At 69.9% G+C, this 14,111-nt stretch carries 9 protein-coding genes; 4 read left to right on the forward strand and 5 right to left on the reverse strand.

The features are described from left to right. Positions 1–243: 243 nt before the first annotated feature. From ubiB to JHW38_RS15260, 5 genes are all read right to left on the reverse strand, one after another. Positions 244–1,938 carry a ubiquinone biosynthesis regulatory protein kinase UbiB gene (gene ubiB / locus JHW38_RS15240; protein ID WP_207522189.1) on the reverse strand — a complete coding sequence of 565 codons (1,695 nt, stop codon included), beginning with the start codon at positions 1,936–1,938 and terminating at the stop codon, positions 244–246. Further along, entirely contained in the window at positions 1,935–2,594 is a 660-nt protein-coding gene (locus JHW38_RS15245) for a ubiquinone biosynthesis accessory factor UbiJ (protein WP_207522190.1), read from the reverse strand. The genes ubiB and JHW38_RS15245 overlap by 4 nt, the downstream gene beginning before the upstream one ends. 217 nt (positions 2,595–2,811) lie before the next feature. Then, the gene (gene oleD / locus JHW38_RS15250; protein ID WP_207522191.1) at positions 2,812–3,801 is read right to left on the reverse strand and encodes a 2-alkyl-3-oxoalkanoate reductase; all 990 of its coding nucleotides are present in this window, start codon (positions 3,799–3,801) and stop codon (positions 2,812–2,814) included. A gap of 167 nt (positions 3,802–3,968) precedes the next feature. Next, positions 3,969–5,630 (reverse strand): olefin beta-lactone synthetase, encoded by a 1,662-nt coding sequence (gene oleC, locus JHW38_RS15255; RefSeq protein ID WP_207522192.1) that lies wholly within the window; start codon positions 5,628–5,630, stop codon positions 3,969–3,971. A gap of 9 nt (positions 5,631–5,639) precedes the next feature. Continuing rightward, positions 5,640–6,542, reverse strand: coding sequence for an alpha/beta fold hydrolase (locus JHW38_RS15260; RefSeq protein WP_207522193.1), 903 nt, complete (start codon positions 6,540–6,542; stop codon positions 5,640–5,642). Positions 6,543–6,835: 293 nt separating this feature from the next. Here JHW38_RS15260 and JHW38_RS15265 point away from each other — a divergent pair, with 293 nt between their 5' ends. The 4 genes from JHW38_RS15265 (at position 6,836) to JHW38_RS15280 (ending at position 13,947) form a co-directional block, all read left to right on the forward strand. After that, on the forward strand, positions 6,836–7,690 hold the full coding sequence (locus JHW38_RS15265; protein WP_207522194.1) for an HpcH/HpaI aldolase/citrate lyase family protein: 855 nt from the start codon (positions 6,836–6,838) through the stop codon (positions 7,688–7,690). A 155-nt stretch (positions 7,691–7,845) separates the two neighbouring features. Next, positions 7,846–10,302, forward strand: a complete 2,457-nt coding sequence (locus JHW38_RS15270) for a sodium:solute symporter (protein WP_242690954.1) — start codon at positions 7,846–7,848, stop codon at positions 10,300–10,302. A 127-nt stretch (positions 10,303–10,429) separates the two neighbouring features. Next, positions 10,430–11,323 (forward strand): LysR substrate-binding domain-containing protein, encoded by an 894-nt coding sequence (locus JHW38_RS15275; RefSeq protein WP_207522195.1) that lies wholly within the window; start codon positions 10,430–10,432, stop codon positions 11,321–11,323. A 347-nt stretch (positions 11,324–11,670) separates the two neighbouring features. Continuing rightward, entirely contained in the window at positions 11,671–13,947 is a 2,277-nt protein-coding gene (locus JHW38_RS15280; RefSeq protein ID WP_207522196.1) for a TonB-dependent receptor, read from the forward strand. Positions 13,948–14,111 lie beyond the last annotated feature (164 nt).

The following is a 14,111-nucleotide window of genomic DNA, read 5'->3' on the forward strand; positions in this document are numbered from 1 at the left end:
GTGACCCGGCCGCTTGCGGACGGAAGCTGTTGATTGCGGCTGGTCGTCACACGACATACCGCCAACGGCGAAATCAACACGGAAAGACAGGAGCGCGGCAGTTCAGTTGTCGCAGTCGCAGCTCGCGCAGCTCCTACAGGGGCTCCAGCCAGTTCCGTATCCGACTGTAGGAGCTGCGCGAGCTGCGACCGCGAAACCCCAGCCACGGCAAAACTTCAAACACCAACCTCAACCCAGCCGCCGTTACTTGAACCACCGCTTACGCCGCCGCCGCGGCCAAGCCGCCAACAACGCCCACACCCCCCCCAACCCCGCAATCCACGACGAAGCCGGAATCGACCAAAACCGCGGCCCGCCCGACTCCAACCCGTACAACACCGCCGAAACGATCAACAACCCGGTCCCCAAAATCGCCGACACCGTCCGCCGCACCGCATCCTTGATCGTGCGGTTGAGCTCGACGATATCCCCCGACCGCATCTTCAGCTCGTGCTGCCCAGCCACCTGCTGGCTCAGCCAGGAATGCAGCAGCCGCGGCATTTCCGGCGCGCGCGTCACCAGCTCCGGCAGGCGCTTGCGGAACTCGCCGGCCAGCCGCTGCGGGCTGTAGCGGTCGAGCAGGATGCGCTGCAACACCGGCCGCGCCACCGCCCAGATGTCGAGCTTGGGATCGAGCAGTCGGCCGACGCCTTCGATGTTCAGCAGGGTCTTCTGCAACAGGATCAGCTGCGGCTGCAAAGTCAGCTCGTAGCGCTGCGCGGTGCGGAACAGCTTGACCAGCACCTCGGCCAATGAAATCTCGCTCAGCGGGCGGGTGAAGTACGGCTCGCACACCGCGCGCGTGGCCGCTTCGAGCTCGTCGATGCGGATGTGCGCCGGCATCCAGCCGGCCTGCACGTGCAGTTCGGCGATGCGGCGGTAGTCGCGGTTGAAGATCGCCATGAAGTTCTCGGCGAGGTAGTACTGATCCTCGTCCGACAACTGGCCCATGATCCCGAAATCCAGGGCGATGAAGCGCGGGTTGTGGCGCCGCGCCGGATCGCTGTCGACCCAGATGTTGCCGGCGTGGGCGTCGGCGTGGAAGAAGTTGTCGCGGAACACCTGGGTGTAGAACACCCGCACGCCCTTGGCGGCGAGCGCGCGGCGGTCGATGCCGGCGGCGTCGAGCGCGGCGATGTCGTCCGACGGAATGCCGTAGACGCGTTCCAGCGTCAGCGCGCGTTCGGAGGTGTGCGACCAGATCACCTCGGGCACGTACATGTCGTCGCTGTCGGCCCAGAACCGGCGCAGCACGCTGGCGTTGGCGCCCTCGCGCTGCAGGTCGAGCTCGGCGGCGAGCGTGCTTTCGATCTCGGCGACGATCGCGCGCGGACGGATCTTGTCGGCGTTCGGATGGGCGCGGTCGACCAGCGCGGCCAGCGCCTTGAGCAGGGCGATGTCGCCGGCGATCTTGCCCTCGATGTCGGGGCGCAGCACCTTGACCACGACCTCGCGCGCGGGCCGTTCGCCCTGCGCGGGCAGGCGCGCGGCGTGGACCTGGGCGATCGAGGCCGACGCCAGCGGCTCGATGTCGAAGCGTTCGAACGCGTCCTCGATGCTGCGCTCCAGCGCGCGCTCGACGATGCCGCGCGCGGTCTCGCCGTCGAACGGCTTGACCCGGTCCTGCAGCAAGGTCAGTTCCGCGGCGATGTCCGGCGGGACCAGATCGCGGCGGGTCGAGAGGATCTGGCCGAACTTGACGAAGATCGGGCCGAGTTCCTGCAGGGCCAGGCGCAGCCGCGCGCCGCGCGACATCGCCGCGACTTCGGCCGAGGCGCGCGGCACGAATGGGCGCGCGAGCTTGAGCCAGCGTTCGGCCGGGGTGTCGTCGAGCAGCGCGTCGAGGCGATAGCGCAGCAGCACGCGGCCGATGCGCCAGGCGCGGGCGGCAGACCTCATGCGCGGCCGCCCGCGCGCGCGCGCAGGCGCGCCACCCGCGCGGCCGCGCGCTCGACGTCGTCGCGCAAGGCGTCGACGTCGTCGTGGAAGGCGTCGAGTTCGGCGCGCGGCACCAGGTCGCGGCTTTCCTCGGTGAGGTATTCGGCGGCGTTGCTGGCGAACGCGCCGGCGGCGTCGCGGGCGTGGCGCAATGCGCCGGCGACCGCGTTGGCGATCTGCACGCCGACGATGTCGCCGAACACCGCGGTGAACGGCTGCTGCCAGTCCGGATCGAAGCGCTCGGCCAACCGTTGCAGGCGCCGGGCCAGATCGGCGTCGCCTTCGATGCGCAGCTTGCCGACCGGCGCGGCCTGTTCGTTGCGCGCCGCGCCGAGCAGGTTCGGCAGCTGGGCGAAGATCGCGCCGAGGGTGCTGCGCACCGACAGGTCCGGCTCGTCGCTGCTGCGCACCGGGCCGACTTCCAGGCGTTCGCCGGCGACCAGGATGCGCGCGGCCAGCGGCGGCTCGGCCAGGTGCAGGGCGATGCTGCGGCCGTCGAGCGCGGACAGGCCGGCGCGGGTGTCGGGATCGAGCGCGAGCGCGCGGTTGAGCGCGGCTTCCAGGGCGCGGCCGGCGAGCGGCTTGAGCGCATCCAGGGGCGAGGCGGAATCGTTCATGCGCCCATTCTATCCGCGGCCGCCGGCGCGGCTGTTAGCGCTTTGTGCAAGCGCGGTGCGGTTTAGGGACGCGGTTTGGCCGCAGGTCCTGGGCCGCCGCGCATCCTGGCCGGGCTCCCTGTAGGAGCGGCGCGAGCCGCGACCGCGAATTGCGGCGTCCGGCGCGAACATGAAACCCCGCGGTCGCGGCTCGCGCCGCTCCTACAGGAGGCTTCGGTCAGCCCTGCGCCGCCTTGACCCGCGCCAGCCCTTCGTCGAACCCCACCTGCGGCACGTAGCCGAAATCGCGCCGGGCCGGGCCCATGTCGTACCAGTGGGTGGTCGACAGCTGTTCGGCCAGGAACCGGGTCATCGGCGGTTCGCTCTTGAGCGGCAGCAGCGTCCACAGCCCTTCGCAGATCGCGCCGACGACGTAGGCGGCGCGGAACGGCAGGGTCTTGTCGACGGTCGGCGCGCCGACCGCGGCGAGCAGGCCGTTGAGGGTCTCGCGCGCGCTGCGCGGGTCGCCGTTGCTGATGAAGTAGGCCTTGCCGGCGCAGGCCGAACCCGGGGCCAGATGCTCGAAGGCGTCGAAGTGGGCCTGGGCGGCGTTGTCGATGTAGGTGGTGTCGATCAGGTTGTCGCCGGTGCCGACGAAGCGCAGGCGGCCGCTGTTGGCGCGCTGGACCAGGCGCGGCAGCAGCTGATTGTCGCCGACGCCCCAGATCAGCCGCGGGCGCAGCGCCACGGTCGCCAGCTGCGGCGAATTGGCCGCGAGCACGGCTTTTTCGGCGATGGTCTTGGTGGTGGCGTAGTGGGCCTTGAAGCCGTCGCCGTAGGGCACGGTCTCGGCGCTGCCGCCTTCGACCGGATGGGTCGCGCGGTGGGTGACGCTCGGCGTGGAGGTGTAGACCAGCTTGCCGATGCCGTGGGCGCGGCAGGCGGCCAGAACATTCTCGGTGCCGACCACGTTGGCCTGGTGATAGCTGTCGTAGCTGCCCCAGGCGCCGGCCTTGGCGGCGTTGTGGAAGATCGCGTCGCACCCTTGCGCCGCGGCGACCACGGCGTTGCGGTCGGCAAGATCGCCCTGGATCTGGGTCACGCCGAGCGGTTCCAGCGCCGGGTAGTGGCCGCGGTTGAAGCTGAGCACTTCATGGCCGCGCGCGGTGAGGCCGCGGCACAGCGCCTGGCCGAGGAAGCCGCCGCCGCCGGTAACGAGGATCTTCATCGCGCTGGGGTCCATGAGTGGGGAATCGAATGATAGGGCTTGCGGCCGCAGCGGAATGTCGGCCAGGCGACAGGCCGGCGTTGGCGGGAGGGCCTGAAGGCTGTCTCACCAGCGCTGAAGCGGACCTTCGGCGCTGGAGGCGGTACCGCAACACCCAACGACCGCCTTCAGTCGCCGATCGCGCGCGCCTGCAGCGCCAGCTTCTCGCGCCCGATCTTGGCGTTGTGGCGGATGTCGACCGGAAAGCCCGGATGGAAGCGGAAGCGTTCGATCGCGGCGGTATGCGCATGCTTGGCGCCGATTTCGCGCAGCTCCTCGACGATGCGCTCGCGCTCGCGGTTGCCGATGCGCGGCTTATGCAATTCGACCCACAGCAGCGGCCGCTGCCGGCCCGCTTCGCCGGTGCCGACCAGCGCGGTGCGGCGCACCTTGGGATGGGTGTTGAACACCGGTTCGACCTGCTCGGTGTACAACGGCCCGTTCGCGGTTTCGACGCGATGGCCCTTGCGCCCGCAGAACCACAGCCGGCCGTGTTCGTCGAGGTAGCCGACGTCGCCCATGCGGTGGACGATGCGCTCGCCCGCGCCCGTCGTTTCGCGGATCTTGGCGAGCTGGGTCATGCGCTCGCGGTTGAAGTACGAATCGGTCGCGGTCGGCCCGGCCACGGTGATTTCGCCGACGGTGCCGACGGCAACCAGCAGCTCGTCCGACCACTGCTCGATGGCTTCGTCGCTGACGCGGATGATGCGCACGTCGTTGCGCGCGACCGCGCGGCCGACGCAGGTGCCGGCGCCGGCTTCGGTCGCCGCGCGCGTGGATTGCAGTTCGCGGCCTTCGATGACCGCCACCGGCAGGCATTCGGTGGCGCCGTACGGCGTCCAGAACTGGGCGTCCTCGTGCATCAGCCCGCGCAGCTTGGCGACCGTGTCCGGCGGCACCGGCGCGCCGGCCGAGGTCACCCGCCGCAGCGTCGGCAGCGGCCGGCCGTAGTTCGCCAGCACCGCCATCAGCGCGGGCGAGCCGAACAGTTGGTCGCAATCGAAGCGGCGCAGCGCATCGTGCAGCTTGGCCGGGTCGGCCTGCGCCGGCCGGGTCGGGTCCATGTCCGGAATCACCGAGGTCAGGCCCAGCGCCGGGTCGAACAGCGCGAACGGCGGGAACGTCGGCAGATCGACGCCGCCGGGCGCGATGCCGAAGGCCTCGCCCATCATTTCGATCTGGGCGACGAAATGGCGATGGCGGAACACGACGCCCTTGGGCACGCCGGTCGAACCGCTGGTGAACACGATCGCGGCGACTTCGTCGGCGCGGGTGTCGGCCAGCTGCGAACCGGCGCCTTCGCCGGCGCGCTCGACGCGCGCGAGCGTGTCGTCGGCGAGGAACGCGCGTTGACCGGTGGTGATGCGGATGCGCGCCGACTTCGCCCAGCCCAGCACGACGCGGGCGATGTGCGCCAGCGGAATGCCGATGAACGCCTCCGGCGCGGCTTCGTCGAGGCATTGGCGCAGCGCGCGCTTGTCGATGCCCGGATCGATCAGCACCGGCACCGCGCCGGCCTTGAACAAGGCGAACATCAGCAGGAAGAACTCCGGCGACGGCCGCACCATCACCGCGGTGCGGGTGCCGCGGACGATGCCGCGTTTCGCCAGCCCGGCGGCGATCGCGTCGCTGCGGCGGTCGAGTTCGGCGTAGGTCAGCTCGACGTCGTAGCGCGCCAGGCCGTCCGGCCCGCGCGTGCCGGGGCAGCGCATGGCCACGCGCTGCGGCGACTGCGCGGCCAGCCGCGGCAGCGAGGCGGCGATGTTGCAGATCGCACCGGTAGCGTCCATGCGCGCGCCTCAGGCCAGCGGGTGGCGGTCGAGGAAGGCGCGGATCGCCGGCACCAGCTCGGCGGCCTTGTCTTCCAGCACGTAATGGCCGGCGTCCTTGAACGCGTGCACTTCGGCCTGCGGCAAGGCGTCGGTGAAGCCCTTGAGGAAGTGGTGGTCGAACACGAAATCGCGCAGGCCCCAGCCGAGGAAGGCCGGGCGGTCGGCGTATTCGGGCAGCTTGCGGCCCATCGCCTGCACCAGCGGCCAGGCCTTGTCGCCTTCGCCGAGCGGGATGTCCTGGACGAAGCGCGAGGTGGCGATGCGATTGGCCCACGAGTCGTACGGCGCGAGATAGGCGCGGCGCACCTCGGCCGGCATCGGCTTGGCCACGCCCAGGCGCGCGGCGCCGCCGGCGAAGGCGTTGAAACCGCGGATCAGGCCGGTGCCGAGCGCGGAATCGCGGCCCAGGCGCAGGCGCTTGGGCAGCGGCTTGGCCGCCGGCAGCGGGAACGCGCCGGTGTTGGTGACGACCAGGCGCTTGATCTGGTCGGAATGCTTCAGGCCCCAGCCGAAGCCGATGCCGCCGCCCCAGTCGTGCACGGCCAGGGTCATCGGGCCGGCGATGCCGAGGTGCTCGAGCAGCGTCTCGACGTCGTCGACGCGCGATTGCAGGGTGTAGTCGTAGCCGGCGTCGTCGGGCTTGTCGGACAGGCCCATGCCGACGTGGTCGGGGACGATGCAGCGGTAGCGGTCGTGCAGGCCCAGCACCAGCTTGCGCCAGTAATAGCTCCACGAGGGGTTGCCGTGCAGCATCACCACCACCTCGCCGTCGCGCGGGCCCTGGTCGAGATAGCTCATCCGGATGCCCGGGCGGACCTCGAAACGTTGCGGCTGGAACGGGTAGTCGGGGAAGTTGAGGCTGGACGTCATCGGGGACTCGGTGGCGGCGCGCCTCGCGGGCGGGCCTGGCGGACAGGCGGCCATTATCGGGTGCCGGGGCCGGATGGGGAATTTTTGCGGTGTCGGGGGGCTGGGCTCCCTGTAGGAGCGGCGCGAGCCGCGACCGCGGGGCCTCGGCCTCGCGCCGCCCCCAACGACAACCCACGCGAATCCCCCGGCGATCGCAACAAAACCTATCGTTTGAACATGCCGCCCCTGTGCCGATGCCCGCGAACGCTTGCCGCACACTCGCCGGACCATGAATGCCGCCGCCCCGCCCCGCCATGCGTAGCAAGCTGTTCGTCCCCGGGGCGCGGCCGGAGCTGTTCGACAAGGCCCTGGCCGGCGCCGCCGACGCGCTGTCGTTCGATCTGGAGGACGCGGTCGCGCCCGAGCGCAAGGCCGCAGCGCGGGTCGCGGTGGCCGCGTTCCTGGCGTCCGGCGCCGCGGCGGCCTCGTCGAAGCTGATGATCGTGCGGGTCAACGCCCCCGGCAGCGAGCACTTCGTCGCCGATCTGGCCGCGGTGGCGCGCGAGGGCACCGACCTCATCAACCTGCCCAAGATCGAATCGGCCGCGGCCCTGCACGAAGCGGCGGCGGCGCTGGAACGGGCCGAGGCGCGCAACGGCGTGGCCCGGCCGATCGGCCTGCTGGTCAACATCGAAACCCCGCGCGCGCTGCTCGCCGCCGCCGCCATCGCCGCGGCGCATCCGCGCGTGGCGGGGCTGCAACTGGGCTTGGCCGATCTGTTCGAAGCGCAGGGCATCGCCCGCGACGACCGCGCCAACCTGCACGCCGCGCTGTTCGCCGTGCGCATGGCCGCGGCCGCGGCCGGGGTGTTCGCGCTCGACGGCGCCTACGCCAACCTGCACGACGAGGCCGGTTATTTCGAGGAAGCGCTGACCGCCAAGCGCCTGGGCTTCCTCGGCAAGAGTTGCCTGCACCCGCGCCAGGTCGGGCTGGCCAACCGCGCCTTCGCCGCCAGCGGCGACGAGCTCGACCGCGCGCGGCGCATCGTCGCCGCGGCGCGCGAGGCCGCCGACGGCGGCCGCGGCGTGTTCGTGGTCGACGGGCGCATGATCGACCGGCCGTTCCTCAAGCGCGCGCAGGCCCTGCTCGCGACCGCGGAACGGTCGTAACCAGCCGTATTCGGCCGCGGCCGGCGCGCCGCGGCATCAGGGCGCCGCGCCCGCGGCGCCGCGCAAGTTCGAGGGGACGTTGGCGGATGTCGCAGCAGTCGCAGTCGGTAGGGTTCGGTCTTCGCGCGCCAACGGCGCATCGCGGCTTCGCCAGCGTGTGGCCCGCGCTGCGGCGCGCGTCGATCGCCTTCGCTGCCTTGCTGTTGCTGCCGATGCTGGCCGCGCCGCTGCGCGCCGAACCGCTGACGCCGTTGCGGGCCGGCGCGTTGCCGGCGCTCGAAGCCGCATCGCCGCCGCTCGGGCTGGCGCAGCTCGACGGCGCCACGATCGCGATCGGCGCCGACGGCGCCTGGCGCCTGGACCCAGGCGCGGCGCAGTGGCGCGCGCTGCAGGGCGGCCCGCCGCCGCGCACCCGCGCGGTCGTCGGCGACGGCGCGCGCGCGTTCGCGCTGTCGGCCGACGGTTCGCTGGCGCGGCTGCAAGCCGACGCCACGCGCTTGCAGGCGCAGGCGTTGCCGAATCCGCCGGAGCCGTTGCGCGACGCGGCGGCGGCGTGGTCGGCCGACACGCTCTACCTCGCCGGCCTCGGCGCCGACGGCGCGCCGCGCGTCTACCAGCGCCCGCTCGGCGACGAACGCGCCGCCTGGACCGCCGCGCCCGCGTGGACCGTACCCGGCACGCCGCGCACCCTGCTGTTGCAGACCAGATCGCTGTTCCTCGTGCTCGCCGATCCCGCCGGCGATGCCGACGCGCTGCTGCGCTGGACGCCCGGCGAAGCGGCTTGGCGCGATGTGGGCCGCGTGCCCGGTTACGTGCCCGCCGGCGCCGGCCGCGCCACCGGCCAGGCCCATCTGCTGATCCCGGTGCAGGCCAGCGCGCACGCGCCGGCGCGGCTGCAGACCTACCAGACCATCACCGGCGCCTGGGCCGAACTGCCCGGCGCGCAACTGCCGGCCGACGCGCTCGCCAGCGCGGCCTGGCCCGACGGGCTGATGTGGGCGCGCGCCGACGGCGCCCGCACCCAGTTCGCGACCGCGCAGATCCAGTCGAACAAGCTGCGCCTGCACTGGCTCGACTGGGTGGTGATCGTGGTCTACCTCGCCGGCATGATCGGCATCGGCCTGTACTTCTACCTGCGCGAGAAACGCGGCAACACCGACAGCTTCTTCGTCGGCGGCCGCAGCATTCCGTTCTGGGCCGCCGGCATCAGCCTGTACGCGGCCAACACCAGCTCGATCAGCTTCATCGCCATTCCGGCCAAGGCGTTCGAGACCAACTGGCAGTACATGGCCAACAACGTCATCGCCGTGTTCGGGCTGGTGTTCGTGGCGATCTGGGTCGTGCCTTTGCTGCGCCGGCTCGACCTGATGTCGGTGTTCTCGTACCTGGAAACCCGCTTCCACCCGGCCATCCGCATGCTCGCCAGCGCCTTGTGCGTGTTCGTGCAGATCGGCAGCCGCATGAGCGTGATCCTGTTCCTGCCGGCGCTGGCCATCGCCACCATCACCGGCATCAGCGTGTTCTGGAGCGTGCTGCTGATGGGCGGCTTCACCATCGTCTACACCGCGATGGGCGGGATGAAGGCGGTGATCTGGACCGACTTCGTCCAGGTCATCGTCAAGATGGGCGGCGCGATCTTCGCCATCGGCTTCATGATCTGGGGCCTGCGCGGCGGCTTCGGCCAGTTCTGGTCCACTGCGATGGCCGAAGGCAAGATGCACACCTTCGACTTCAGCTTCGATTTGACCAAAGCGACCGTGTGGGGCTTCGTGTTCCTGGTCCTGTTCGAAGTGGTGCTGACCTTCCCCAAGGACCAGGTGCTGATGCAGCGCACCTTGTCGACCAAGTCCGACAAGGAAGCCGGGCGCTCGATCTGGGCGTTCGCGGCGATCATGATTCCCGGCGGCATCGTCTTCTACACCATCGGCACGGCGATGTTCGTGTACTACCGCGAGCACCCCGAGCGCATGAACCCGCTGCTGCCGATCGACGCGACGTTTCCGATGTTCATCGCCGCCGAGCTGCCGGTCGGCGTGACCGGGCTCATCATCGCCGGCATCTTCGCCGCGGCGATGGCGACGCTGTCGGGGATCATGAACTCGGTGGCGACGCTGATCTCGGTGGACTTCTACGAGAAGCTGCACAAGGGCCATACGCCGCAGCAGAGCGTGCGCTTCGCCGAGCTCATGACCGTGGTCGTTGGGCTGATCGGCATCGGCGCAGCGTTGCTGCTGTCGAAGTTCGACATCCATTCGCTGTTCGACGTGTCGATCGAGCTGGCCGGTTTGCTAGGCGGCGGCTTCGCCGGCGCTTATACGCTGGGCATGTTCACCCGCCGCGCCAACTGGCAGGGCGTGGCGATCGGGATCGGCGCGAGCATCGTGCTGACCTTGGGCATCTGGACCTTGCGCGCGGTGCATCCGTATTACTACCTGGCGATCTCGATCGCGCTGTGCATCGCGATCGGGTATGTGGCGAGTCTGTTTTTCCCGGCGCCGACGCAGTCGTTGGAGGGGTTGACGATTTATCGGCGGCGAGGGGCCTCATCCGCCCCTGCGGGGCACCTTCTCCCGCAAGCGGGAGAAGGGACAGCCAGCGGCGATCAGCTTTGAGCCCCTCTCCCGCTTGCGGGAGAGGGGTTGGGGTGAGGGCAACCGCACCCGCTGAAAAGGTGACCAATGGAAGTAGCCCACCCCACCCGCCTGAGGTAGCGTTGCCCCACAACAACCGCGAGCCGCCGTGGAAACCCAGTTCCTCAACACCTTCGTCACCATCGTCGACCAAGGCTCGATGGCCGCCGCCGCGCGCGTGCTCGGCATCACCCCGGCCGCGGTCGCGCAGCAGATCCGCACCCTGGAACGCGAGATCGGCGCGCCGCTGATCGCGCGCGTCGGCCGCACCGTCAGCGTCACCGAGGAAGGCGCGCGGATCCTGCCGCGCACGCGCGAACTGCTGCGCAACGTCGCCGACCTGCGCAGCGTCGCCGCCGAAAGCGAAGTCGCCGGCGAGCTGCGCCTGGGCGCGTGCCCGACCGCGCTGGCCGGGATCCTGCCCGACGTGCTCGCGCGCATGGTCGAGACGTTTCCGCAGATCAACGTCTTCATCAAGCCCGGCTTCTCGGCCGATCTCTACCACGCCGTCGAACAGGGCGACCTGGACGCGGCGATCGTGCTGCAGGCGCCGTATCCGCTGCCCAAGACCTGCGAATGGCAGCTGTTGCGCGAGGAACCGCTGATCGTGCTGGCGCCGGCGCACCTGGCCGACCGCGACCCGCACGAACTGCTCGCGACCCAGCCGCTGATCCGCTACGACCGCCACCAATGGGGCGGCCGCCAGGCCGACGAATATCTGCGCGCGCAGCGCATCGTCCCGCGCGAACGCTTCGAATTGAACGCGCTCAACGCCATCGCGGTGATGGTCGACCGCGGCCTCGGCGTATCGCTGGTGCCCGACTGGGCGCAGCCCTGGCCCGAAGGCCTCAAGCTCGCGCGCATCCCGCTGCCCGACGCCTCGGCCAAGCGCTGCATCGGCATCGTCTGGTCGCGTTCGAGCGTGCGCGTGCGGCTCGTCACCGTGCTTTTGCAGGAAAGCCGCAAAGCCATGCAGCAGCGCAACGGCCCGAAGCCCCTGTAGGAGCGACGCGAGTCGCGACCGCGAAGCCTCGCTTACGACGCAACCGTGCAAGCCCGCGGTCGCAGCTTGCGCAACTCCTGCAGCTTGAAACGAAACAACATCGTTTTTGCCGCAGCGCAACAAGAATTGCTAACGCCTCACCCAACAAAACCTAGCCTCTGAACATAGCGCGCAACGGTTCTAAGCCACCGAGCGAACGCATAGTCTCGCCAGCATCCGGGGATCGCGCGATGTCGGGGACGTCGCCACAAGGACGCGGCCACGCTGCCGTCGGGCCAACGCCGGAACGATGCGCGACGCCGCTCGCGGCGCGCGCCGGCCTTCGCATCACCACGACGGAACCGAACATGCTCAAGCCTCTTTCCGCCGCGATCGGCAGCGCCCTGCTGCTGTCCTTCGTCGCCGGCGGCGCCGCCGCCCAGGACCCGGCGCCGGCCGCGCCCGAAGCCAGCGCAGCCGCGCGCGCCGCGGTCGACCTCGACAACGTCGTGGTCACCGGCACCCGCAGCCCCAAGGCGGTCGACAAGATTCCCGGCGCGATCACCCTGGTGTCGAAAGCCGAACTCGCGCGCAGCCTAGTGCTGACCGAAGACGCGACCGCGGTGCTCGCGCGCACCGTGCCCGGCTATGCCGAATCCTCGCAGGCGATGAGCAACACCGGCGAGAACCTGCGCGGCCGCGTCGCCCTGCGTTTGTTCGACGGCGTGCCGCAGGGCTCGCCGCTGCGCGAAGGCACCCGCAACGGCACCTTCACCGACATGGGCATCGTCGGCCGGATCGAAGTCATCAACGGCCCGTCCGCGTCGGAAGGCATCGGCGCGGCCGGCGGCATCATCAACTATCTGTCCGCCGCGCCGACCAAGGAAGGCAACGAGTTCACCCTGATCACCCGCTACACCACCCAGTTCGAGGACGACAGCGACGGCTGGAAGCTCGGCTTCAACTTCGCCCGCAAGGCCGGAAACTTCGACATGCTCGCCAGCGTCTCGTTCCTGGACCGCGGCATCACCTACGACGGCCAAGGCCGCCGCATCGGCATGAACACCAGCGGCTCGCTGGCCGACACCGAATCGCGCAACCTGTTCCTCAAAGCCGGCTACGACTTCGGCGAGGACGGCACCCAGCGCATCGAAGGCTCGGTCAGCCACTTCAACATCGAGGGCAAGGCCAACTACATCCAGGTGCTGGGCTGCCGCCCCGACGAGCGCGCGCTGTGCGGCGAGACCCGCACCAACACCTCCGAGCGCGGCAGCATCTTCGGCTCCAAGGCCGCGATCAACGATTTCAAGCAATACCAGCTGACCTACACGAACAGCGATTTCTTCGGCGGCACGCTGACCGTGAACGGCTACAAGGCCGATCAGGAAATGCGCTACCTGCCGGAGAACACCATCGACCGCCAGGATCCGCTGCTCGGGCCGATCGGTTCGGTCTGGGACCAGTCGGAAATCGTCACCAACAAGAAAGGCCTGCGCACCTCGTGGGCGCGGCCGTCGCTGTTCTCGGTCGAAGGCCTGGAGCTGCGCATCGGCGTGGACCTGGTCGAAGACACCGCGCAGCAGCGCCTGGCGCTGACCGACCGGCTGTGGGTGCCGCCGATGGACTACAAGAGCCGTGCGCCGTGGATGCAGCTGTCGTGGGACATCGGCCCGGTGACTCTGTCCGGCGGCATCCGCCGCGAGGACGGCGAGCTGCACGTCGACAGCTACACCACCACTTGGTACCGCGACCGCCGCAACGTCGGCGGCGGCACTTTGGACTATCAGGAGAACCTGACCAACTTCGGCGCCGTGTGGCGCGTCAACGAGCAATGGTCGGTGTTCGGCTCCTACGGCGAAGGCTTCACCCTGGCCAACGTCGGCATTCCGCTGCGCAACGTGCAGTGCTCCGGCGACGCCGGCAGCGTGCAGACCAACGGCTGCCCGAACGACCCGCCGATCAACGTCGGCGACCTGCTCGACCTCAACGCCATCGTGGTCGAGAACACCGAGTTCGGCTTCAACTGGCGCGGCGAGCGCGCCTCGGTCAGCGCCTCGCATTACGACTCCAAGTCCGACTACGGCCAGTCGCTGGCGATCGACCCGGTCACCAACGACCTGGTGCTGCTGCGCGCGCCGGTGCGGATCAAGGGCGTCGAAGTCTCGGCCGACTGGCGCTTCAACGACGCCTGGCGGATCAGCGCAGTGTATTCGCGCACCCGCGGCAAGACCTCGTTCTGGTCGGCCGACGCGGCCGGCCGCTTCGGCGCCGGCGGCTTGAACAAGCCGATGGGCGTGCTCGACATCAACCCCGACAAGCTGGCCTGGACCCTGACCTGGAACTTCCGCCCCAACGCCGATGTGAGCCTGGGCGCGACCACATTGTTCTCGCGCGACCTGTCCGGCAGCGACGTGCGCGCATTCGACAACCGCGCGTTCGCCTTCACCGAAAGCACCAAGGGCTACACCTTGTTCGACCTGGGCTTCAATTACGAGACCCAGCGCTACGGCAAGTTTTCGCTCGGCATCGAGAACCTGCTCGACAAGCAATACATCCTGAGCTGGTCGCAGCCGCCGGGCGGGTTCCAGAACTATTGGGCCGGACGCGGGCGCACCGTCTCGCTGACCCACACCTTCAAGTTCTGAGTTCCGCGGCGGACGCCGGTTCGGATCGCCCTCGTCCGCCGCGGCATGGACAGCCGCGGCGGCTTTTTCTTCGCAACAGGAATCGACTTGCCCACTCGCGCCTTCCGCCGTTGCCGCGTGCCGCTGCTGATCGTGGGAGCGATGGCGACAGGTGCGGCTTGCGC

Source organism: Lysobacter enzymogenes, assembly GCF_017355525.1.
Lineage (GTDB): Bacteria > Pseudomonadota > Gammaproteobacteria > Xanthomonadales > Xanthomonadaceae > Lysobacter > Lysobacter enzymogenes_C.

Bases quoted from the DNA above. Each gene is read 5' to 3' on its own strand.
- ubiB (WP_207522189.1), bottom strand. From the start codon at position 1,938: ATGAGGTCTGCCGCCCGCGCCTGGCGCATCGGCCGCGTGCTGCTGCGC.
- JHW38_RS15245 (WP_207522190.1), bottom strand. From the start codon at position 2,594: ATGAACGATTCCGCCTCGCCCCTGGATGCGCTCAAGCCGCTCGCCGGC.
- oleD (WP_207522191.1), bottom strand. From the start codon at position 3,801: ATGAAGATCCTCGTTACCGGCGGCGGCGGCTTCCTCGGCCAGGCGCTG.
- oleC (WP_207522192.1), bottom strand. From the start codon at position 5,630: ATGGACGCTACCGGTGCGATCTGCAACATCGCCGCCTCGCTGCCGCGG.
- JHW38_RS15260 (WP_207522193.1), bottom strand. From the start codon at position 6,542: ATGACGTCCAGCCTCAACTTCCCCGACTACCCGTTCCAGCCGCAACGT.
- JHW38_RS15265 (WP_207522194.1), top strand. From the start codon at position 6,836: ATGCGTAGCAAGCTGTTCGTCCCCGGGGCGCGGCCGGAGCTGTTCGAC.
- JHW38_RS15280 (WP_207522196.1), top strand. From the start codon at position 11,671: ATGCTCAAGCCTCTTTCCGCCGCGATCGGCAGCGCCCTGCTGCTGTCC.